General features: G+C 75.8%; 17 protein-coding genes and 1 pseudogene. 5 read left to right on the top strand and 13 right to left on the bottom strand.

Annotated elements, in window-relative coordinates:
- Positions 1-7: 7 nt before the first annotated feature.
- Together NFU81_RS36985 and NFU81_RS36980 are read left to right on the top strand one after the other, a co-directional pair.
- Positions 8-910 (top strand): TIGR04222 domain-containing membrane protein, encoded by a 903-nt coding sequence (locus NFU81_RS36985; RefSeq protein WP_251500457.1) that lies wholly within the window; start codon positions 8-10, stop codon positions 908-910.
- Positions 907-1888: pseudogene (locus tag NFU81_RS36980) on the top strand (MbnB/TglH/ChrH family RiPP precursor modification enzyme); the annotation flags it as partial. The gene NFU81_RS36985 and the pseudogene NFU81_RS36980, both read left to right, overlap by 4 nt.
- 187 nt (positions 1889-2075) lie before the next feature.
- Here the strand turns inward: NFU81_RS36980 and NFU81_RS36975 are convergent.
- On the bottom strand, positions 2076-2486 hold the full coding sequence (locus tag NFU81_RS36975; protein WP_251500454.1) for a hypothetical protein: 411 nt from the start codon (positions 2484-2486) through the stop codon (positions 2076-2078).
- A 263-nt stretch (positions 2487-2749) separates the two neighbouring features.
- Here NFU81_RS36975 and NFU81_RS36970 point away from each other — a divergent pair, with 263 nt between their 5' ends.
- A complete protein-coding gene (locus NFU81_RS36970) occupies positions 2750-4546 on the top strand; it encodes a galactose oxidase early set domain-containing protein (RefSeq protein WP_251500451.1) in 1797 nt (598 codons plus the stop codon).
- A gap of 371 nt (positions 4547-4917) precedes the next feature.
- On the opposite strand, the gene NFU81_RS36965 is transcribed toward NFU81_RS36970, so the two are convergent.
- The 8 genes from NFU81_RS36965 to paaA form a co-directional block, all read right to left on the bottom strand.
- Positions 4918-5751, bottom strand: a complete 834-nt coding sequence (locus NFU81_RS36965; RefSeq protein WP_251500449.1) for an alpha/beta hydrolase family protein — start codon at positions 5749-5751, stop codon at positions 4918-4920.
- The gene (locus NFU81_RS36960; RefSeq protein WP_251500446.1) at positions 5744-6574 is read right to left on the bottom strand and encodes a tryptophan 2,3-dioxygenase; all 831 of its coding nucleotides are present in this window, start codon (positions 6572-6574) and stop codon (positions 5744-5746) included. Before NFU81_RS36960 ends, NFU81_RS36965 begins: the two co-directional genes overlap by 8 nt.
- A gap of 16 nt (positions 6575-6590) precedes the next feature.
- Entirely contained in the window at positions 6591-7364 is a 774-nt protein-coding gene (locus NFU81_RS36955) for an SDR family oxidoreductase (protein ID WP_251500444.1), read from the bottom strand.
- Between the two features lie 61 nt (positions 7365-7425).
- On the bottom strand, positions 7426-8523 hold the full coding sequence (locus tag NFU81_RS36950) for a ferredoxin--NADP reductase (RefSeq protein WP_251500429.1): 1098 nt from the start codon (positions 8521-8523) through the stop codon (positions 7426-7428).
- Complete coding sequence (paaD, locus tag NFU81_RS36945; protein ID WP_251500427.1) at positions 8520-8999, bottom strand: 1,2-phenylacetyl-CoA epoxidase subunit PaaD; 480 nt, start codon at positions 8997-8999, stop codon at positions 8520-8522. The genes NFU81_RS36950 and paaD overlap by 4 nt, the downstream gene beginning before the upstream one ends.
- Positions 8996-9772 (bottom strand): 1,2-phenylacetyl-CoA epoxidase subunit PaaC, encoded by a 777-nt coding sequence (paaC, locus tag NFU81_RS36940; RefSeq protein WP_251500425.1) that lies wholly within the window; start codon positions 9770-9772, stop codon positions 8996-8998. Before paaC ends, paaD begins: the two co-directional genes overlap by 4 nt.
- Positions 9762-10112: a 1,2-phenylacetyl-CoA epoxidase subunit B gene (locus tag NFU81_RS36935; RefSeq protein WP_251500423.1), complete on the bottom strand. Its 351-nt coding sequence runs from the start codon at positions 10110-10112 to the stop codon at positions 9762-9764. Before NFU81_RS36935 ends, paaC begins: the two co-directional genes overlap by 11 nt.
- Positions 10109-11140, bottom strand: coding sequence for a 1,2-phenylacetyl-CoA epoxidase subunit PaaA (paaA, locus tag NFU81_RS36930; protein ID WP_274038088.1), 1032 nt, complete (start codon positions 11138-11140; stop codon positions 10109-10111). Before paaA ends, NFU81_RS36935 begins: the two co-directional genes overlap by 4 nt.
- A 210-nt stretch (positions 11141-11350) precedes the next feature.
- On the opposite strand from paaA, the gene NFU81_RS36925 reads away from it, so the two are divergent.
- Both NFU81_RS36925 and NFU81_RS36920 read left to right on the top strand, forming a co-directional pair.
- Positions 11351-11614: an acyl carrier protein gene (locus tag NFU81_RS36925; protein WP_251500412.1), complete on the top strand. Its 264-nt coding sequence runs from the start codon at positions 11351-11353 to the stop codon at positions 11612-11614.
- Entirely contained in the window at positions 11614-13089 is a 1476-nt protein-coding gene (locus tag NFU81_RS36920; protein ID WP_251500383.1) for a class I adenylate-forming enzyme family protein, read from the top strand. Before NFU81_RS36925 ends, NFU81_RS36920 begins: the two co-directional genes overlap by 1 nt.
- Before the next feature lie 60 nt (positions 13090-13149).
- Here NFU81_RS36920 and ccrA read toward each other — a convergent pair whose 3' ends face one another.
- The 4 genes from ccrA to NFU81_RS36900 all read right to left on the bottom strand — a co-directional run.
- A complete protein-coding gene (gene ccrA, locus NFU81_RS36915; RefSeq protein ID WP_251500469.1) occupies positions 13150-14334 on the bottom strand; it encodes a crotonyl-CoA carboxylase/reductase in 1185 nt (394 codons plus the stop codon).
- A 62-nt stretch (positions 14335-14396) separates the two neighbouring features.
- Positions 14397-14603, bottom strand: coding sequence for an MbtH family NRPS accessory protein (locus NFU81_RS36910; RefSeq protein ID WP_251500380.1), 207 nt, complete (start codon positions 14601-14603; stop codon positions 14397-14399).
- 11 nt (positions 14604-14614) lie between these two features.
- Positions 14615-18433, bottom strand: a complete 3819-nt coding sequence (locus tag NFU81_RS36905; RefSeq protein WP_251500377.1) for a type I polyketide synthase — start codon at positions 18431-18433, stop codon at positions 14615-14617.
- Positions 18426-22244: AMP-binding protein (locus NFU81_RS36900; protein ID WP_251500374.1), on the bottom strand; the 3819-nt coding region annotated here is incomplete at its 5' end. The genes NFU81_RS36905 and NFU81_RS36900, both read right to left, overlap by 8 nt.

The following is a 22244-nucleotide window of genomic DNA, read 5'->3' as shown; positions in this document are numbered from 1 at the left end:
GGTCAACATGAGTCAGCCATGGGGCATGAGCGGACCGGAGTTCCTGGCGGCGTACGCGGCGGCCTTCGCCGCCGCCGGGATCGCGACGGCAGCCTTGCGGGCGGGGTTCCGCAAGCGGCAGGACACCGACCCGACGGCAGGCACGGGACCTGCCGACGTCTACACGCTCGCCGTCGTCGGCGGCGGCACCGCACGGGTGGTGGACACCGCGGTGCAGGCGCTCATCGAGAGCGGCCGGCTGCGGGCCGGCCGGGACCACAGGATCACCGCCTGCGGGACTCCGACCGCGCACGAGCCTGTGCAGCAGGCGGTGCTGGGCTGCTTCGACCGGGAGCGGGGCCTGGACATCTCCGCCGCACGCGCCCGCGGCGCCGACAGCGAGCCGGTCCGCCAGGTCGCCCGGTCCGCCGTGGCCCGCGGCCTGCTGCTCGGCCCGGGCAGCCACCGGGCGGCGGTGACCGCGGCCCTGCCGCTGCTCGCGGTCCTGTGCGTGGGCGTGGCCAGGCTCGTCAACGGAGTCCGGCTCGGCCGACCGGTCGGCCTGCTGGTCCTGGCGCTGCTGGTCAGCGGCGTCATCACGGTGGTCGCCGCGGCCAAGGCGCCGCACCGCACCCTGGCGGGGGACCGGCTGCTGGAGCGGGCACGGCAGGGCGGGGCGCCCGACCCCGGGCTGTTCGGCCGCTACGTCGACGCCTACGCTCCGGCCGGCGGCGACGGCCTGCCCGTACCGGCGGCGGTCCTGGGCGTGGCGGTGCTCGGCGCCGCGGGTGTGGCGGACCCCGACCTGCGCCAGGCGCTCTACGGCGGGCTGTCCGGGTCCTCGGGCTCCTCGGACTCCGCTGGCAGCGGGGGCGGTTGCGGAGGCGGCGGCGGCGGTTGCGGGGGCGGCTGCGGCGGGTGCGGCGGATGACCGCATCCGCGCCCCTTCTCGGCTACGGCATCGGCTGGCGGCCGCGGATCGACCTGACGGTCGAGCGGCTGCCCGGCGTCGACTTCGTCGAGGCCATCGCCGAAGGCGTCGACCCCCGGCGGCTGTTCGCCTCGCTGCGGGTGCTCCGCGACCGCGGCACCACGGTGATCCCGCACGGCGTCTCGCTCTCGCTCGGCGGCGCCGAACGCCCCGAGCCCCGGCGGCTCGCCCATCTCGCCGCGTGCGCCGAGGCGTTGGGCTCACCCCTGGTCAGCGAGCACATCGCCTTCACCCGGGCCGGCGCCTGGAACGCCGGGCACCTGCTGCCGGTGCCCAGGACCTGGGACACCCTTGCCGTGCTCACCGAGAACATCAGGATCGCCCAGGACCAGCTGCCGGTCCCGCTGGCGCTGGAGAACATCGCACCGCTGCTGGCCTGGCCGGACGAGGAGCTGACCGAGGGGCAGTTTCTTGCCGAACTCGCTGAGCGGACCGGGGTGTTGCTGCTGGTCGACGTCGCCAACCTGCACACCGCGCACATCAACCTGGGCACCGACCCGCACCGGGTGCTCGACGAACTCCCGCTGGAGCGGCTCGGCTACGTCCACGTGGCGGGCGGGGTCGAGCGTGACGGCGTCTGGCACGACACCCACACCCATCCGGTGGGCGGCCCGGTGCTCGACCTGCTCGCGGACCTCGCCGCCAGGACCGGGCTGCCGGGGGTGCTGCTCGAACGGGACGGCGACTACCCGGACGACGCGGGCCTCGCGGGCGAACTCGCCGCCATCCGCGGAGCCGTGGCCAGGGGCGACCGTGTCGGACGCTGAGCGGGCCGCCCTCGGGGCGGCGCAGGAGCGGCTGCTCGCCGCCCTCGTCGGCGGCGCAGACCCGCCGCCGGGGTTCGATCCGGAACGCATCCGCGTCCAGGCGCGGGCGCTCCGCGCCAAGCACGCCCATGCCCATGCGCAGGCGCATCCGCCGCCCCGCACCCGGCTGTTCGCCCTGCGCGCCCTGTTCGCCCTGCGCGCCCTGCGCGGCCGCCGCGCGGGCGCGCGACCGGCCGGCGGAACCGACGGCCTGCCCGGTGACGACGCGGAGTGACGAGCCGCGGCGGGCGTTCCTGCATGAGCGCTCAGGCAGGCACGCCGGTGCGGCGCTGCGGGCGTCAGCCGCCGGGGGTGTTCTCGCCCTGGGTGCACACGACGTAGAGCGTGAGGTCGGCCGGGCCGCCGTGGGCCGAGGGGCGGCTCCGCCCGTCGGGGGCGAGGTCCTTGCGGACGGTGACGACCCACCCGGTGGCGTCCTCGGTGGGGCGGCTCTCCGTCAGGTCCGCCGGGACGTGGCCGAGGCGGCGGCCCTCGGGGGCCGAGACGACGAATCCGCCGCTGAGGACGTTCTCCTCCGGCGGGCACATCAACGTCCGCTGGCTGCCGTCGGCGCCGCCCTTGATGAGGCCTTGCACCGCCTGCGGCTGAACCGTGGTCTGCGCCACGGCTGTTGCTCCGCTGCCCGCCGTGACGACGAGCACCGAGGTGCCCACGGCCGCGGCGGCGCCCTTGAGGGTCCTGCTGATCACTGAACGCGCTCCTTCCAGCTGTCCTCGCTCTTCCGCCGAAGCGGTTTCGGTCATTGCAGCACGCCCGTGACCGGAACCACGGTCGGACACTCTCAGTGACCACGATCGAGTGACCGTGCGGTATCCGATGTTGTGTCCACCCCGAATCGGCCACTCAGCGTGATGAACTGTGGCTGTCCGTAACCATATGCGCGGCGTCTCGGCTGGCGTATGCCGCACGCCGTCTGCCCCCGTCCGCCCGTGCGGCCGGGCTGAGGAGTCCGATGTCACCCAACAGATCACGTACGAGGCCGCGCACCGGGCGGCCGGGAGTGCGGGCGGCCTGGGGCGCCGTGCTCGCCCTGGGCACGACCGCCGCCCTGACCGCGCCGCTGACCACCGCCTCGGCCGCGTCAGACCCCGGGACCGGGGACCGCGCCGTGCGCGCCGTCCAGACCGACTACCCGCAGACCACCCGCACCGCGCGCCTGAAGATGCTCACCGACACGCAGGCGCGGGACAACGCGAAGTTCGACCCGGCGCAGTTCGGGAAGTTCACCGACTACTTCTCCAGCCCCGACTTCGCCGCCCATGTGGCGCTGCTGCCGACCGGCAAGGTCCTGCTCTTCTCCTTCGAGAGCGTCGAGGACAACCCGACGAAGGAGCCGGCGCCCACCGACGTCATCGGCAGCCGCAACGCGGGCCGCGCCTACGTCTGGGACCCGGCCGCGGGCGAGGGACCCGAGGCCTTCAAGGCCGTTCCGCCGCCGGTGGTCGACATGCCGGACGGGACGAACGAGCCGCGTCCCGCGCCCTTCTTCTGCGCAGGACACTCCTACCTGCCCAACGGCATGATCGGCGTCTTCGGCGGCAACCTGGGCGGCAACGGCGGCACCGGCGCCAAGCTCGCGCTGGTCTTCGACCCGTGGACCGAGACCTGGCACCAGCAGCAGGACCTCTCGGTCGGCCGCTGGTACCCGACCGTGGTCACCGACGCCGAGGGCCGCCAGGTCATCATGTCCGGCCAGTCCGAGCTGGGCTGGGGCACCCCCACCCCGGTCATCGAGCAGTTCCCGGCCAAGGGCACCCCGGTGCCGTCCGGCAAGGGGCAGGTGCCCGACGGCCTCGCCGCCGGCCAGTGGAAGTCCGAAGCGCCCTACCGGATGGACTACCCGCACCTTTTCTCGCTGAACGACGGGAAGATCTACGGCTTCGGCCGCGACGCCGACCAGGAGTGGCGCTTCGACCCGGCCACCGAGGTCCGCACGCAGCTGCCCGACCGCCCCGACGGCGGCCTGCGCAACTACGGCTCCGCCATCGCGCTGCCCAACGGCACCCAGGGCCCCGACTCGGTCCTGATCCTCGGCGGCAACCGCAACGACCCGAACACCTACCGCTTCTCCGGCGGCGCCTGGCACAAGGACACCCCGCGCGCGTTCGGCCGCACCCAGGACGACACGCTGATCCTGCCGGACTCCACGCTGCTGACGGTCAACGGCTCGTACGACATCCGCAACTACGGCAACGGCGACCTCAACCCCAACGCCGACCTGAAGTACCGCCAGATCGAGACGCGCGACGCCAGTGGCAAGTGGACGCTCGGCCCGTCCCAGCGCCTGCCGCGCGGCTACCACTCCAACGCCGTCATCCTCCCCGACGGCCGCATCATGGTCACCGGCGACGAGCTCCAGCAGATCGCCAACAACCCGGACATCAAGTCCGGCATGAACGGCACCATCGAGATCTACGAGCCCGCCTACCTGCACCAGGGCGCCCGTCCCACGCTCACCGCGGCACCCACCGGCGCGGTCGGCTACGGCTCCTCGATGCGGGTCACCACGACCACCCCGGGCCAGGTCAGCCGGGCGGTCCTGCTGGCGCCGATCACCTCGACGCACGCGGTGGACACCAGCCAGCGGCACCTCGACGTGCAGATCACCGGCCGCTCGGGCAACCAGCTCACCCTGAAGGCCCCGCCGTCCGCCAACGCCGCTCCCCCCGGCTACTACATGCTCTTCCTGCTCGACGACAAGGGCGTCCCCAGCGTCGCCAAGTGGGTCAAGCTGGGTTCCGGCTCCTGACCGCAGTCCACCGCATCCCCCGGTCCGGCACCCGCCGGACCGGGGGATGCGCGCGTCCCGCCCCCCGACAGCCCCCCGCTGCCCGCCGCCTTCCGGCTCGCCGGCCGGCTCGCCCCGCTGGCCGCCCCGGTCGGCGGGGTGCGCGGGCCGCTGCCACAGCTGGAGGACCGGTCGGCCGTACCGCGGCCCCGGGTGCTGCGCGCACTGGCCGCCGTGGTCGGCTCGGTGGCCGCGGTCGCGCTGCTGGTCCTCGGCGACGTCCCGCCCGGCGACAGCGACAGCCCGCCCGCGCTGGTCCGCGGCATCAGCCGGCTGCTCGACGCCCCGCGCCGGATCAATGGCCTCGCTGTAGCGCGGCCGCCGCGCGCCGGCTACCGGACCTGCGGCTCGGTGCGGAAGTCCCCGGCCATCCGGTGCAGCAGGCCTGCGACGGTACGGGCGGCCGGCGCACCCGGCTCGATCAGGGTGTAGTGGCCCGTGCCGGGCAGGACGACGACGTCCAGGTCGCGGTGCACCGCCGCGTAGTCTGCGAACTGGCCGAGCGGCACCTCCTCGTCCGCGGCCCCGTGCAGCAGCACCGTGGGCACCCCCGTGGTGCCGTGCGCGCGCAGCAGCGTGACCGGGTCCACCAGGGGCAGCCGCTCGCGTGCCGCCTCGGGCCCGCCGAGCAGTTGCAGGGCGGCGCCGTCGCTCAGGCCGTCCCTGACGGTGGCCCGCAGGTCGGTGAGCGGGGCCAGCGCGAGGACGGCGGTGGGCAGTTCGGTGGTGTACCAGGGGGAGCCGGGCGGCAGCAGCCCTCGCGCGGCGGCCCACAGCGCCAGGTGCCCGCCGGAGCAGTGCCCCGCCAGGACGTAGGGGCGCCCGGCCGGCAGGGTGTCGGCGATCCGCGCGATGTCGTCGAAGGTCTGCGGGTATCCGCCCGCGCCGCCCGAACGGCGAAAGCCCGGCAGCACCGTGGTCAGCCCCTGCTGCGCCAGATACGCGGCGAACGGCGTCAGGTGCGTCCGGTCGTAGCGCCAGTACCCGCCGTGCAGCAGCACCACCAGCGGTGCGTCCTGAGCAGGACCCCCGCCCCCGGCCGGCCACAGGTCGTACGTCTGCTGCGGGTGGTCGCCGTACCTGCCGTGCTCGGGGGCCAGGACGGGCTTGAGGCCCAGCACCCGCCGCTCCTCCTCCACCGCGAACGCGGAGACCGTCCTAGACATCGGCGCGTACCGTCCACAGTTCGGGGAAGACCGGCCGCGCCGCGCGCTGCGCCAGCCAGGCCGTTCCCGAGGTGCCGCCGGTGCCGGGTTTGTCGCCCATCGCGCGCCGCACCACCAGCAGATGGTCGCTGCGCCACCGCTGCACCAGCTCCGCCACGTCGGTCAGCAGCTCGCCCAGCCGCAGCAGCCGGTCGTGCTGTCCGCCTGCGTAGATCCGCCGCCACACCTCGCCGACGCCCTCGCTCGGCTCGTACGGCTCGCTGACGTCCCGCCGGAGCACCGCGGGCGGCACCTCGTGGCCCTGCCGGTGCAGGAAGCGCAGGACCTGGTCCCACAGCGAGGGCGCCCGCAGGTCCGCGAGCAGTTCCGCGTACAGGACCGGGTCGTCGCGGTGGGCGTCGGCGAACGCGCGGGACTTCTGGGCGAGCAGGAACTCCATCATCCGGTAGCGCGCCGACTGGGCGCCCGACGCCTGCCCGAAGGCGGCCCTGAAGGCGTTGAAGCGGGCCGGGGTCAGCGCGGCCAGCGGCGTCCAGCAGGCGTTGAGCGCCAGATGCGCGCGGCGGCTGCGCTCCAGGCAGTCCATGGCCGCCGGCAGCCGGTCCGCGGCCAGCGCCTCGCAGGCCGAGCGCCACTCGTGGACGAGCAGCGCGAACCACAGCTCCATCACCTGAGTGGTGATCAGGAAGCCCATCTCGTCGGGTGAGGCGGTCAGCGGCTGCTGGAGCGAGCCGAGCACCGAGGCGTGCACGTAGGCGTCGTAAGGGCACGGCCCGTCGGGGGCAGCGCCCTCGGGTGTGCCCGCGGGGATGTCGTCGATCATCCGGAAGTCTCCCGTGTCAGTGGCCGAGGCGGACGCCGCCGGTCGCGTCGAGCCAGTGGCCGGTGATCCAGCGGCCGTCGCCGCCGGCCAGGAAGGCCACCGCGTCGGCGATGTCGGCGGGGGTGCCGAGCCGGTCGAAGACCGAGGCGGCCGCGAGCGCGCGGCGGATCTGCGGGTCGGCCAGGGTCGGGTTGATCCCGGTGTCGGTGAAGCCGGGCGCGACCGTGTTGACGGTGATGCCCCGCGGACCCAGCTGCGCGGCGAGCGCCAGGGTGAGGGTGTCGAGGGCGCCCTTGGACATCGCGTAGGCGACGAGCGGGGGATAGGCGACGCGGGAGGCCGCCGAGGAGATGTTCACGATGCGCCCGCCGTCCCGCAGCCGCGGCAGGGCGCGCTGGAGGACGAAGAACGGCGCGCGGGTGTTGACGGCGAACACCCGGTCGTAGTCCTCCTCGGTGACGTCGGCGAGGTGCCGCGGCAGGGTGATGCCGGCGTTGTTGACCACGATGTCCACGCCGGGTTCCGCGCCGAGCGCGACCAGGCCGCGGTCGAAGCCGTCCCAGACGGCGTCGGCGTCACCCGGCACGCCGAGTTCCGCCCGGACGGCCAGGGCGCGCCCGCCGCCCGCCTCGATCTCCTTGACGGTGGCCTGCGCGGCCTCGTCGTCGTGCCCGTAGTGCACGGCGACCAGCACCCCTTCGCGGGCCAGCCGCAGCGAGACGGCCTTGCCGATGCCGCGGCTGCCGCCGGTCACCAGCGCCGTCCTGCCGTCCGGTCGGGACGTTGCCATGGGTCCTCCTCGTGTCGGGTCGGTTGTCGTGCCCGGGCGCCGCAAGGGCGCGCCGGGGTGCTCAGGCGTCGAAGTCCAGGCCGATCCGGCCGGTCGTCGCGCGGGCCCGGCAGGCGAGGGTGAAGCCGGCCGCGACCTCCGCCGCGTCCAGGGCGAACTGGCTGCCCATGGCCGCCGCGCCGTCCACCACCCGGGCGCGGCAGCTGCCGCACAGCCCCACCCGGCAGGAGTACGGCGTGTCAGGCCTGGTCCGCAGCAGCGCGTCCAGCAGCACCCGGTCGCCCGGCAGCATCTGCGCGGCCGAGGTGCGGCCGCCGATCCGCGCCGAGATCCGCACACCGCCGCGGTGCGGCGGCGGTTCGGGCGCCGGGGGCACCCCCTCGGCCGAGAACAGCTCGACCCGTACCTGCCGCGGGGACGCGCCGGCCTGCGCGAGGGCCTCCCGCGCCACCTCCACCAGGCCCCACGGTCCGCACAGGTAGAACACGGTGGTCCCGCCGACGTCCGCGCCCAGCGGTGCCAGCAGGCGCCACAGCCGGTCGCGGTCGATCCGGCCGGAGAGCAGGTCCGCCTCCCGCCGCTCCCGGGAGAGCACGTGCAGCACGGCGAGCCGGCCCAGGTGGGCGTCCTTCAGGTCGGCCAGCTCCTCGGCCAGCAGCACGCCGGCCGCGTCCCGGCTGGCGTACAGCAGCGAGACCCGGCACCCCGGGTCGTCGCCGAGCGCCGCCGCGGCCATCGCCAGCAGCGGCGCGATACCCGTACCGCCCGCCACCAGCACATGGTGCGCGCCGGGTGCGGCCTCCAGCCGGAAGCTGCCCGCCGGCGGCGACACGTCCAGGCGGTCGCCCACCGCGAGGCCGCCCAGCGCGTACGCCCCGAAGCCGTCGGGGCTCGCACGCCGGACGACCAGCCGCAGCCGGTCGCGGGCGAAGGGCGGCGGGCACACGGAGTAGCTGCGCCGGATCTCGGTGCCGCCCTGCCGGTGGCGGACCACCACGTGCTGGCCGGCCTGGTGGGCGAAGGCGCCGGCGAGCGGCTCCGGCACCGCCAGGGTGACGGCGACGGCGTCCTCGGCGAGCCGGTCCAGGCCGCTGACCGGCAGCGGGAACCAGCCGGTCGGCCGCCCGGCGGGGGACAGGGCGCGCGGGGTCGGCGTCATGACGCCTCGTCACACCCTCTCAGCCGGGCGAAGGTCTCCTGGCAGGCCGGGCACCGCAGCAGCGCCTGGCACCGGGTCGGGCCGAACGGGCTGAGCGGCAGGGTCCGCTCGGACCCGCACCGCGGGCAGGGCGTGCCGCCCGCGCCGCCCCGCAGGGCGATGCCGTGCTCGGCGAGCTTGCGCCGTCCCGCCTCGCTGACCCGCTCGGTCGTCCACGCCGGTACGAGCGTCCGCCGCACCCGGCCCTGCGGATGGCCCCCGGCGGCGAGCACCGCACGGACCGCCCGTTCGATGGCGTCCACCGCGGGGCAGCCCGCGAACGTCGGGGTGATCTCCACCTCCGCCCTGCCGTCGGGCCCGGCCGCCACCGCGCCCACCATCCCCAGGTCGCCCAGCGTCAGCACCGGGAGGTCGGGGTCCGGCAGCGCCTCGACGGCGGCCCGCAACTCGCCCATCGGCAACGGGTGCCCGCTCACCACGCACCCCCGGGGTACTGGCGGTAGGTGGACTGCATCTCGGCGAGCAGGGCGCCGAACTCCTCGCTGTGGAGCCCCTCCCGGCCGCCGTCCGCCGACCAGCCGGGCTCGGGCAGCCGCAGGCCCGCGCGGGACACGGTCTCCGCCGTCGCCCGGCGCCAGCGTTCGAGCACCCGGGCGGGGGCGGGGCCGGCTCCCGCCGCGTCGAGCCGCGCCACGGCCTCGTCCGCCGCGAACAGCTCGGCGGTGTAGGGCCATACGAGGTCCAGGCCGTCCTGCATCCGCCGCCGGCTCTCCTCGGTGCCCAGGCCCAGCCGGACCGTCCAGCCGTCGGCGTGCAGGCGGTGGTAGTCGACCTCGCGGGCCGCGCGCCCGGCGAGCGCGGCGAGTTCGGGCTCCGCGCACCCGGCGAGGTCGGCGTAGTGCAGCCGCGCGTAGTGCGAGAACGCCAGCTGGCGGGCGATCGTCACGGCGAAGTCGCCGTTGGGGAGTTCGGCGAGCAGCGTGTTGCGGAACTCCCGGCCGTCGCGCAGCTGCGCCAGCTCGTCCTCGGTGCGGCCCGTCCCGTCCAGCCGGCCGCTCAGCGAGAGCAGCGCACGGGCGTGGCCGACCAGGTCGAGCGCGATGTTGGACAGCGCCAGGTCCTCTTCGAGGGTCGGCGCCCGGGTGATCCAGGTGCACAGCCGCTGGGCCAGCACCAGCGCGTCGTCCCCGAGCCGCAGCGCGCAGCGCGCGAAGTCCCGCTCCAGGGCCGTGGCGGCCTCAGTGGTCATCGCTGACCCCGCTCCCGTCCGCGTCCTCGTCCGCGTCGGCGTCCGCGTCGGCGGACAGCCCGGCACCGACGGCCCCCAGCGCCGTGAAGTGCCCGGGACGGCGGAAGGGTTTGCCGTCCGCCGCGGCGAAGTACGGGTCCTTCTCGTCCGGCAGGACCGCGTGCACGTCCTGCGAGCGCACCACCCACAGCGACTGCGGACGGCCGCGCCGCGCGAAGAGGTCGCGGGCGGCGGCCTGCGCCAGCCGCACGTCCGCCGCCCGCACGGAGCCGACGTGGCTGTGGGACAGTCCGCGCCGGGGGCACAGGAAGACCTCCCAGGAGACCGGGCCGGCGCTCACGCGGCGGGCTCCCCTGCCGCCTCGGGCGAGCGGCGGGCGTAGGCCTCCGCGGCCTCGCGCACCCAGGCACCCTCGCGGTGCGCCGCCGCCCGGTGCGCGATCCGGCGCCGCGCGCAGTGGCTGTCGCCGGGCAGCGCCCGCCGGTAGCAGGCCCAGTCGACCGGCCCGAAGTCGTGGTGGCCGCGCTCGGGGTTCCAGCGGATCGCCGGGTCCGGCAGGGTCAGCCCGAGCTCGCGCGCCTGCGGTACGCACAGGTCCACGAAGCGCTGCCGCAACTCGTCGTTGGTGTGCCGCTTGACGCCCCACGCCATCGCCTGGCGCGAGGTCGCGGCGCCCACGCCGGCGGCCGCGCCCCCGGTGTCCGGCGGGCCGAACATCAGCGCCACCGCCGGCAGCCACCAGCGGTCCACCGCGTCCTGCGCCATCCGCTTCTGCTCCGGGGTCCCCCGCGACAGCGCCAGCAACTGGTCGTAGCCCTGCTGCACGTGGAAGCCCTCCTCCTGGCACACCCGCCGCATCGCCCGGGCGTACGGGCCGTACGACGTACGGCACAGCGGCGCCTGGTTGACCACCGCGGCGCCGTCCGTGAGCCAGGCGATCGCGCCGGTGTCGGCCCAGGTCAGCGCGGGGTGGTCGAAGGCGGCCGAGGAGTGCTGCCGGCCGCGGTGCAGCGCGTCGAGCAGGTCGGCGCGGTCCACGCCCAGCGTCTCGGCCGCCGAGTACAGGTAGAGGCCGTGCCCGGCCTCGTCCTGCACCTTCGCCAGCAGGACGGCCTTGCGGTACAGCGTCGGCGCCCGGGTCAGCCAGGCGCCCTCCGGCTGCATGCCGATGATCTCCGAGTGCGCGTGCTGCGCGATCTGCCGGACCAGCATCCGGCGGTAGCCGTCGGGGACCCAGTCGTGCGGCTCGACGCTCTCGCCCGCGGCCAGCAGCGCCTCGAAACGCGTCAGCAGGTCCGCCTCGTCGCGCTCGGCACCGGTGGTCCCGCCCGGCGGCGGGTCGTGTGTCGCCTGCTTGGCCCCGGTCACGTCGGCCACTCCTTTCCTGGCGATCCGGCGGAGGCGGACCCGTGCGCAGGGGGCAGGGCGCCTCACACAGGAGAAGGAGGCACCGGCCGCCGCGGACTATCCCCGCAGTCCCGCGGTCGGGCGCACGGGGGATCGGGCCGGGCGCGACGGATTGCCGGCGGGGCGGCGCCCCTCCTCCACAACCGGGGGCAAACAGACGAGAGGACAGCCATGAGCGTGATCAGGCCGATGCTGGTGGAACTGACCGGCATCACCGAGTACGCCGACGGTGTCGGCGACGACGTCGACCTCACCGCCAGCGGCATCGACAGCGGCGACCTGGTGCGCCTCGTGCTGCTCATCGAGCAGCGCACCGGCGTGGAGATCACCGCGGAGGACATGGAGGGCCTGGCCACGATCGCCGACTACGAGGCCTTCGTCGCCGGGCGCGGCGCCGCAGGGCGGAGCGCGGCCGACCCGGTCGGCGGCGCCTGATGTGGCTCGCCCAGCTGCTGGACCGCAACCGCCAGTGCTTCCCCGACAAGGTGGCGCTGGCGGACGCGTACCGCTCCGTCACCTGGTCGCAGTTCCACGAGCGGGTCCACCGGCTCGCGCGGGGCCTGGCCGCCCTCGGCGTCGGCCACGGCGACCGGGTGGCGGTGCTGTCCACGGACCGCATCGAGGTCCTGGAGACGTACTTCGCGGCGGCCAGGATCGGCGCCCTGTTCGTCCCGCTCAACCACAGCCTGGCCGCGCCCGAGGTCGCCGGCGTCGTCGAACGGGTACGCCCCCGGGTCGTCGTCGGCGAGAGCGAGGTGCTGCGGCGGTTCCCCGACCTGCCCGCCGGGCGGCGGATCGCGCTGGACGAGCCCGCCTTCGCGCAGCTCGGCGCGGGCGAGGGCGGCGCTGCGCTGCCCGAGGTCGCGGACACCGACCCGGTCGCCGTCCTGCACACCTCGGCGACGACGGGCCAGGCCAAGGGCGTCACCGTGGACCAGCGGTCTTTGCGCTCCATCGCCCTGGGATGGCTGGCCGTCGCCCGTCCTGACCAGGAGGCGGTGCTCGTCAACTGCTGCCCGCTCTACCACGGCAGCATGGTGGTCACCCTCACCTACCTGGCCGCGGGCGCCACCGCCGTCCTCCTGCCGGGCTTCACCCCGCAGCGCGCGCTGGCCGCCGTGGCGGCCCACCGGGCCACCCACGTGTGGCTGGTGCCGCAGATGCTGCGCTTCATGCTGCAGGCCAGGTCGTCGCACACCGCCGACCTGTCCACCCTGCGCGAGGTCCTCTACGGCGCCGCCCCCATGCCCCCCGAGGTGTACGCGGAAGCCGCCGAGCGGCTGGGCTGCGGCTTCCGCCAGGTCTACGGCATGACCGAGGTCGGCGGCCCGTTCGTCACCCTCGGCCCCGACGAGCACCCCGCACCCGGCGAGGTGGGCGAGGCCATTCCCGCCGGGCGGGTCGTGCCCGGCATGTCGGTGCGGGCCGTGGACGGCGACGGGCGGGAGTCGGCGCCCGGCGCCGTCGGCGAGATCGTCGTCCGCGGACCCGGCGTCATGCAGGGCTACTGGAACGACCCCGCGGCGACCGCCGCGATCACCACCCCCGACGGATGGACCAGGACCGGCGACCTCGGCCGGATCGACCCCGGCGGCCGCATCCACCTCGTCGACCGCAGCAAGGACGTCATCCTGCGGGCCGGGCAGAACGTCTACCCCTCCGAGGTGGAACGGGTGCTCCGGCTGCACCCGGCGGTCCTGGACGCCGCCGTGGTGGGCGTGCCCGACCCGGACTACGGGCAGGTGCCCAAGGCGTACGTGGTGACCGGCGGGGACCCCGACCGGGCGGCACTGCAGCAGCACCTCGCCGCGCACCTGGCCCCCTACAAGCGGCCCCGGCACATCGAGTACATCGAGCAGGTGCCGCGCAACCCGGCCGGGAAGATCGTCAAGCGGCTGCTGCCCACCTGAGTACCGGGCGCGGCGGCGGCAGGCGGCCGGGCCTGCCGCCGCAGCGCGGCGACCGGCGGGCTACCGGGGCGCGTTGACCCGTACGGCCATGTTGCCCGGCGGGTGCTGGTTGTCGTGGATGAGCTGGTGCGCCGTGCCGATCTCCTCGAACTCGAAGGTCCGCGACAGGCAGGGGTCGATGACGCCCCGGGCGATCAGCTCCGAGACCTCCCGCGCCTCCCGGGCGCTCACCACGTGCGACCCCTGCAGCCGCTTCTGGCGCATCCACAGGAAGCGCAGGTCCACGTCCCCGTTGTAGCCGGTGGTGCCGCCGCAGATGACCACCATGCCCGCGTTGTCGCACAGGTACAGCGAGGTCGGGAGGGTGTCCTGGCCGGAGTGCTCCAGCACGATCCGCGGCGCCCGCCGCTCGCCCAGCACCTCCCAGAAGCGGCGGCCGAAGGCCCGCGCCCCGGAGAGCCACCGGGCCATCGCCTCCCCGTCGGCGGTGTCCGGCATCCGGCCCCAGTGGTCGAACTCGCTGCGGTCGATCCAGCCGGCGGCGCCCAGCCGGGTGCAGAACTCGCCGCGCTCGGGGCTGGAGACCACCGCCACCGGGATCCCCCCGGCGTGCCGGACCAGCTGGATGGCGATGCTGCCCAGGCCCCCCGCGCCGCCCCACACCAGCACCGGGTCCCCGGGCCGCACCGTGTGCGGCTGCCAGCCGAACAGCTGGCGGTACGCGGTCCCCGCGGTCGCCAGGTAGCAGGCCGCCTCCGCCCACGACAGCCGGGCCGGCTTGGGGTGCAGCTGGTACTCCTCGACCACCGCGAACTGCGCGAAGGAGCCGTAGTTCTCCTCGTAGCCCCACACCCGCAGGCTGCCGGACGTCACCGGGTCCGCGCCGAGCCGGACGTCCTCGGCGTGCTCGTCCCACGTGCAGCCGCACACCACGACCTCGTCGCCCGGCGCGAACTGGCGCACCCCCGACCCGGCGCCCCACACGACGCCCGACATGTCGGAGCCGCCGATGTGGAAGTCCTCGGCCGCGCCCCGCGCCTGCCGGGCCGCGATGACGTCCAGCGGGTGCCCGAGCGCCGCCCAGACGTTGTTGTAGTTGATACCGGCCGCCATCACCTTCACCAGCACCTGGCCCGGGCCGACCGGCGGCACGTCGACCACCTCGGTACGGAAGGCGTCCGCGGGCCGGCCGTAGCGCTCCTGCCGGATCAGCGAGGCGTACATGCGGCGCGGGACGCGGCCCATCTCGGGGGAGTCGCCGAGCTCGTAGAGGTCCTTCTCGGCGAGCGGCACCTGGCTGGTCGTGGTCACTGGGCGTCTCCTTGCGAGGGGTGGGGGGAGGGTGCCGGCTGCCGGAGGGCGGCCAGGCAGGTGCGGTGCGGGGAGGCCGGCAGGACGGTCCGCCAGCCGGCGGGGACCTCGGCGAAGGCCGGCCAGACGCACCGGTCGCCCGCCTCGTTGGCCAGCAGCAGGTGGGACGGCTCGTCGCCGCGGTCGTCGAACGGGCTGAGCACGGTGGTTCCTTTCACGCGGGACGGGTCAGGGGGTGCGAAGGGGGGCACGCGTCCAGTGCGGCGGCGAGCGCACCGCCGATCTCGGCCATCGGCCCGGGCTCGGTCATGTCGTAGTGGCCGCAGGCCACCGGGTGGTCGTGCAGGGCGCCCGCGACGTACGGGCGCCACGCGTCGGCCTTGCCGGGGGCCACCGAGGGGTCCGCCGGCGCGTCGGGTTCCGCGGCGGTGTCCGCGGTGGCGCTGAAGAAGAGCACGTCGCCGTCGTAGACCTCGGGCGCGAAGCCCGGCGTGATCCTGAGGTTGTTGCGCATCACCTCGGCGATCTGCCGGGCCTGCCGGGCGGTCACCGCGGACGTGCCGCCGTCGCCCTGCTCCGCCACCCGGTCCAGCACCGCCGCCACGCCGGGAACCGGCTCACTGGGCGTGCAGGGCAGGCCGGTCACCCGCAGCAACAGCGCCGCCACCTGGAACTCGATCTGCTCGGCGGTCCAGGCCCGGCCGCCGACCGGCGGCGCGTCCAGCATCGCCAGCAGCTCCACCCGCTCGCCCCCGCGCCGCAGGGCACAGGCCATGGCGTGCGCGACGATGCCGCCGTACGACCAGCCCAGCAGCCGGTAGGGGCCGCTCGGCTGCTGCTCGCGCAGCAGCTCCAGGTAAGCGTCGGTCATCGCGGCGGCATCCGCCGCGACCGGGCGCAGGCCGTCGAGGCCGAAGGCCTGGATGCCGAAGACCGGCTGCGCGGCGCCCAGATGGGGCAGCAGGCCGCTGTACCGCCAGGAGATCCCCGCGCCGGGATGCACGCAGAACAGCGGCCGCTTCTCGCCGTCGGCCCGCAGCGGCAGCAGCGGCGCCAGGGCGTCCCGGCCGCCGCCGCGGCCCGCCGCGGCGAGCAGCCCCGCCACGGTCGGCGCCGACAGGACCGCACCGGCCGGCACGTCCAATACCCCGGTCTCCCGCAGCCGGTTCACCATCATTGTCCCGCGCAGCGAGTCGCCGCCCAGGTCGAAGAAGTTGTCGTCGACGCCGATGCCGTCGATGCCCAGCACGTCCTCCCACGCCTGGGCGACGGCCCGCTCCAGCGCGGTGCTCGGCGGGACGTGACCGGTCGTCAGGGCCGGCCGCGGCGAGCGGCCGGGGGCCGCCGCGGTCCCGGCGGCGTCCCGGGACGCCCCGGGGGCGGCGCCCGGCGCGTCGATCCAGTACCGCTGCCGGTCGAAGGCGTAGCCGGGCAGTGGCACCCGGCGGGGCTGCTCGCCGTGCGCGGGACCGGGCAGCTCGCCCACACCCGCGCTCCACAACCGCCCCTTGGCGGTGGCCAGTACCTGCCCGTCGGGGCTCGCGGCCCTGGCGTGCCGCATGGTGGTCACCCCCACGGGAGCCACCTGCTCGCCGAGCCGGGCGCGGGCCAGCTTCAGCAGGGTGTCGGCGGGACCGATCTCCACCAGCACGGGGTGGCGGTCCGCCCACAGCGTGCCGATCCCGTCGGCGAAGCGCACCGGCTGCCGGGTGTGCGCGACCCAGTGCTCGACCGAGGTGGCCTGGGCGTCGGTGACCCAGGTGCCGGTGACGTTGGTGACGTAGGGGATCCGCGGCGGCCGCAGCGTCACCGACCGCAGGCGGGCCGCGAGGTCGCCGAGCAGCGGGTCGAGCAGCCAGGAGTGCGCCGCGCTGGGCATCCGCAGCCGGTGGAAGGTCGCCCCGGCCTGCTCCAGCCGCTTCTCCAGCGCCTCGACCGCCTCCGTGGGACCGGCGGCGGTACAGGCGGCGGGGCCGTTGACGGCCGCCAGGGACACCTCCTTGTCCAGCAGCGGCCGCAACTGCGCCTCGCCCAGCTCCACTCCGACGGTGGCGCCGCCCGCCGCCGCGATCAGCCGGAGCCGTTCCGCCACCAGCGGCAGCATGTCCTCCAGCGGGAGGACCCCGGCGAGGCAGGCGGCCGAGTACTCGCCCAGCGAGTGGCCGATCAGCACGTCAGGACGCACCCCGGCCTCGGCCAGCTCCGCGGCCAGCGCGTACTGCGTGGCCACCAGCGCGAGGAAGCCCGCGATGTCCCCCGGGTCGACCCGCTCGAACAGCGCGGTGCGCAGATCACCGCCGATCACCGGGCGCAGGATGCGGGCGCAGTCGTCCACCGCGTCGCGGTAGACCCCGCCCTCCTGGTACAACTCGGCGCCCATGCCGACGTATTGGGTGCCGCCACCGGGAAAGAGGAAGGCCACGGGGGGCGCGTCGCCCTCCGGCACCTCGACCGGCTCCGGCAGCGGCCCGCGCAGCGCCGCCACCGCGTCCCGCGCGGTACGCACCGGGACCGCGGAGCGCAGCCGCATCGCCGGGCGACCGGTGCGCAGGGTGTGGGCGAGGTCGTCGAGCCGCAGCCCGTCGTGCCGCTCGATGTGCCGGGCCAGCGCGTCTGCCTGGCCGCGCAGCGCGCCCGGGGTGCGGGCGGACAGCGGCAGCAGCCGCCAGTGCGGCTGCGGTGCGGGCCGCGGGTCCTGCGGCGGCTCGGGGGCCTCCTCCAGGACGACGTGCGCGTTGGTGCCGCCCACGCCGAAGGCGCTGACCGCCGCGCGGCGCGGGTGCGGTCCGCGCGGCCAGTCCTCCAGGGCGGTCGGCACCCGGAAGGGCGTGGCGGGGAAGTCGATCAGCGGGTTGGGCCGGTCGAAGTGCAGGTTGGGGGGCAACTGCCGGTGCTCCAGCGCCAGTACGGCCTTGACGAACCCGGCGATGCCCGCGGCCGCGCCCAGGTGCCCGATGTTCGTCTTCACCGACCCCAGAGCGCAGTAGCCGCTGCGGTCGGTGCTCTGCCGGAACGCCTCGGTCAGCGCCGCCACCTCGACCGGGTCGCCCATCGCGGTCGCGGTGCCGTGCGCCTCGACCAGGCCGAGGGTGTCCGCGGTGACGCCGGCCGCGGCCTGCGCGGCGAGGACGACCTCGGTCTGCCCGGCCGGGCTGGGCGCGGTGAAACCGACCTTGCGGCGGCCGTCGTTGTTGACCGCGGAGCCCCTGACCAGCGCCCGGACGCGGTCGCCGTCGGCGAGGGCGTCCGCCAGGCGCTTGAGCACCACGACGCCGACGCCGTCGCCCGCCGCGGTGCCCGCCGCGTCCGCGGCGAAGGCCCGGCACCGGCCGTCGGGCGAGAACGGGCCGCCGGGAACGTGGCGGTAGCCCAGCAGCGCCGCGGGATTGAGCGACACCGCCCCGGCCAGGGCGGTGTCGCAGGCGTGGTCGATGAGGTCCTGGCAGGCCGTGTGCACCGCGACGAGCCCGGTGGAGCAGGCGGTCTGCAGCGACAGGCTCGGTCCCGTCAGCCCCAGCGCGTACGACACGCGGGTGGCCACCGTGCCCAGCGAGTTGGCGGTGGCGGCGTGCACAAGGTCCACGGACCCGGGCCGGCCGGCGTAGCGCGGGTGGAGGTGCGCCGGGTAGTAGCGGCTGTCGCCGGCGCCCGCGTACACCCCCACCTGGCGGTCGCCGAAGCCCTGCGCGTAACCCGCGTCCTCCACCGCGTGGTAGGCCGTCTCCAGCAGCAGCCGCTGCTGCGGGTCCACCACGCAGGCCTCGGCGGGGCTGTAACCGAAGAAGGCGGCGTCGAAGAGGTCGATGCCGTCCACGACCGCGGCGGTGCGCACCAGGTCGCCGTCCGCCAGGTCGTCGGGGTGGCCGCCGGCCGCGAGGAACTCCTCGTCGCCGACCGCCTGTACGCAGTCCCGGCCTGCCGCCAGGTTGTCCCAGAAGTCCGCGACGCTGTCCGCGGCCGGCATCCTGGCCGCCATGCCGATCACGGCGATCAGGGGCAGTGCGTCGTCGTCGGTCACCTGTTCGTCAGCCATCGCTGCCGTCGTCCCTCCGTGCGGCGGTGGCACGGCGGGCGGCCTGGGCGGCCTGCCGCCGCGCCACCCGCTGCCGTGCCCTGTCCTGCGCCGTCGCGGCGCCTTCCCCGGCCTCCCCGGCCTCCCTGACCTCCCGGCGCTCCGGCGGCGCACCGGGCGCGGCGGTGCCGCGCGCGGCCAGATGCCCGGCGAGGTCCGCCACCGTCGGGTGGGCGAAGAGGTCGACCGTCGTCAGATCGCTGCCCAGCGCCTCGTTCACCGCGGACTGCGCGGACACCAGCAGCAGCGAACTGCCGCCCAGGTCGAAGAAGTTCTCGTCCCTGCCGACCTGGTCGCGGCCCAGCACGGCCGCCCATGCGGCGGCGACCACCGCCTCAAGCCGCTCGGTCGTGTCCGCCGCCGGGTCCGCGGCCCCGGCCGCCGGCTCCTGCTCCCCGGTCGGCCCCGCCGCCCGCAGCACCCAGTGGCCGTCCGCACCGTGCGCGGCGGCCGCCGTGGCGGCCCGCGCGCACAGCGCGCCGAGGTCCGCGCCCGCGTCCAGTTCGACCTGCCCGGCCAGCTGCTGCACCGCGCGCACCGGCCCCGCCAGATGCGCGCGCACCCAGGGCGCCGTGCGGTCCGCGCCGATCAGCAGGTGCGGCTCGGCCGCCGAGGCGGCCAGGTCGTACGAGCGCAGCGCCGCCGCGGTCTCCAGCGCCCGGTAGCCGCGGGCCTCGCTGAGCGCGGCGAGCCGGTAGCCCTCGCTCATGCCGAGCCCGCTCCACTGGCTCCAGGCCAGGCTTCGCGCGGGCAGCCCGCGGCGGGAGCGGTGCACCGCGAGCGCGTCGAGGAACGCGCAGCCCGCCGCGTAGGCGGCGTTCATCGAGCCGCCGAAGAAGCCGTTGACCGAGGAGAAGACGGTGAAGGCGACGGCGTCCCTGTCCTCGGCCAGCCGGTGCAGCACCCAGCCGCCGGCCACCTTGGCCGCCAGCGCCGACCGCCAGGCCGCCACCTCCAGTTCGGCCACCGGCAGTTCGCGCCGCTCCCCGGCCAGATGGTGCACGTGCGCGAGCGGCAGCCCCCACACGCCCGAGGCCTTGTCCACCGCGGCCCGCACCTGCGCCGGGTCGGTGACGTCGACCGCCTCGTAGCGCACGTCGCCCAGCGCCCGGAGCCTGCGGTACGCCTCGATGCGCCGGGCGGTGGGGCCGCCGGCCGCCAGGTGCTCGTCCCAGGCGTGGTCCTCGGGGAGGGCGCCGCGGCCCAGCAGCAGGACCCGGGTGCCCGGGACCTGCAGCAGGTGGGCGGCGAACTCGCCGCCGACCCCGCCGAGTCCGCCGCTGACCAGGGTGAAGCCGGACGGGGTGGCCGGTGCCTGCGGTTCCGCGGCCTGCGGCACCTCGGGCAGGTCCTCCGCGGGCAGCGCCGCGAGCCGCCGCACGTACCGGACCCCGGCGCGGTGCGCGACCGCCGGCTCGACCGGCGGCAGCGCCGCCTCGTCGAGCAGCGCGGCGGCGACCGCGCCGACGGTGGCGCCGGCGTCCAGGTCGAGGTGGACGGCGCCGAGCCAGGGCAGTTCCTCGCGCAGGGTGCACAGCAGCCCGCCGGCGGCGCCGTGCACGCAGCCGGGCCGGTCGGCCGGCAGCACCGCCTGGCCGCCGGCGGTGGCCAGGACCAGCGGCAGCGGGCCGTCCGCGTCGTCCCGGCGCCGGGCCAGTTCCCTGACCAGCACCAGCAGGGCGTCGGCGCCGTCGCGTTGGGCTTCCAGCAGCTCCTCGACGCTGCCCGGCTCCCGGTCGCCGCCGTCCAGCGCTCCCAGGTGCAGCACGCACTCGACGCGGCGGCCGTCCTCGGCCAGCCGGTCCAGCAGGCGTGCCACGTCCCCCTCGTCGTCCGGCCGCAGCCGGTACGTGCCCGCGTCGGTGCGCTCGTAGCGCGGACCGGACCCGACCAGCGTGCACAGCCGCTCCTCGCCGCGCAGCCGCGCCGCCAGCTGCCCGGCGGCCGCGGCCGCCCGCTCGCCGCGGCCGGTCAGGACAAGGGTGTGCCCGGGCGGCCCGGCCGGCACGTGGTGCGGACGCGCGGGCTGCCACACCGGGCGCAGGAACCAGTCGGGCACGTCGGCCGTGTCGCCCAGCAGCTCCTGCGAACGCCGCAACGCCGCCTCGAACCCGCCGGCCTCGAACCGCCGCCGCAGCTGGGTCCGCTGGATCTTGCCGATCTCCGTCTTGGGGATCTCCGCCGCCTCGACCGGCAGCACGTAGGCGGGGCTCAGCCCGATCTCCCGCGCCACCGTGCCGCGGATCTCGCGCAGCGCCGCCGCCTCGTCGGTCCCGGGGGCCAGGTGGACGAACAGCGCCAGCTCGTCGGTCCCGGCCGCGGGGCCGGTGCGTACGGCGACCGCCGCGACGAAGCTCTTCACCGCGACCGGCAGCTGCTCGACCCACGCCTCGATCTCGTGGCTGTAGTGGTTGACGCCGTTGACGATGATGACGTCCTTGGCGCGGCCGGTGATGAACAGCTCGCCCCCGCGCAGGAACGCCAGGTCCCCGGTCTCGAACCAGCCGTCCTCGGTGAAGGCCTCGGCGTTGGCCTCGGAGTTGTCGTGGTAGCCGGACGTCACCGAGTCGCCGCGCACCTGGAGCCCGCCGGCCTCGCCCTCGCGCAGCACGCGCCCGTCGCCGTCGACGATCCGCAGGGCGAACCCGGGATAGGGCAGGCCGCAGCTGACGAACGTCCCGTCCGCCTCCGCCGGTTCGGCCGGCAGGCAGCCGTCGGTGACCACCGAGGAGGTCTCCGACATGCCCCAGCCCGGATGCATCACGTCCTGCGGCAGGCCGAACGGGTGCAGCAGCTGTACGAACCGGCGGGCGGTGGCGGCGACCACCACCTCGCCCGCGTTGGTCACCAGCCGCATCGGCGAGAGGTCCCAGTGGCGGTCGGCCGTCCCCTCGGCGTGCTCGGCGACGAGGCCGAAGGCGAAGTTCGGCGCCCACGTGACGGTCACCCGGTGCCGGTCGGCCAGGTCCAGCCAGCGCAACGGGTCCTGGAGCACCCATCCGGTCGGCGCGTGGATCTGCCGGCAGGCCAGGTAGACGTCCCGCAGATGGAACATCACCACGCCGGTGACATGGTCGAGCGGGATCCAGTTGAGCGAGACGTCCCACTGCGACAGGTTGTTCACGGCCGCGGTGGCGGCGGAGCGGGCCAGGACGTTGCGGTGGGTCAGCCGTACCGCCTTGGGCAGGCCGGTGCTGCCCGACGTCGTCAGCATCAGCAGCAGGTCGTCGGGCCGCGCCGGGTGCCAGTCGGCGTCCGCCGGACCCTGGCGCAGCTCCTCCACCGAGGCCAGGCGCATGTCCGACAGGCCCTCCCGCTCGGCCAGTTCGCGCAGGCCCGCCGCCCCCGCGGGCGAGCAGACGACCAGCGGCCGGTCCAGCATCCGCCACAGGCCCGCCAGTTTGGCCACGGCCGCGGACGCGGTCGCGTACGACGCCGGCACGGTCAGCGGTACGGCCGTGAAGCCGCCGAGGACGCAGCCCCACAGGGCGGCGACGAAGTCCTCGGTGTCCTCGCACTGGAGGACCACCCGGGCGCCCGGGCGCAGCCCGAGTGCCCGCAGCCCGCCCAGCACCCGGGACGCCTCCGGCACCAGCGAGGCGTAGCTGCGCCGGGTCTCCGAGCCGTCCGCGCGCACGTGCACGATCTCGCCGTGCCCGGCCGCCTCGGCGGCGCGGCGCAGCGCCTCCGCCCAGCTGTCCACGGCGGGCTGCGGCTGCTCGGGGCCGGCGCTGACGGCAGGGGGCGCGTCGTCCGCCACGGCGGGCGGCGG

Origin of the sequence: Actinacidiphila cocklensis (assembly GCF_907177275.1) — a bacterium.
Lineage (GTDB): Bacteria > Actinomycetota > Actinomycetes > Streptomycetales > Streptomycetaceae > Actinacidiphila > Actinacidiphila cocklensis.
The sequence above is the reverse complement of the archived record's forward strand: the minus strand, read 5'-3'. Positions and strand labels throughout refer to the sequence as shown.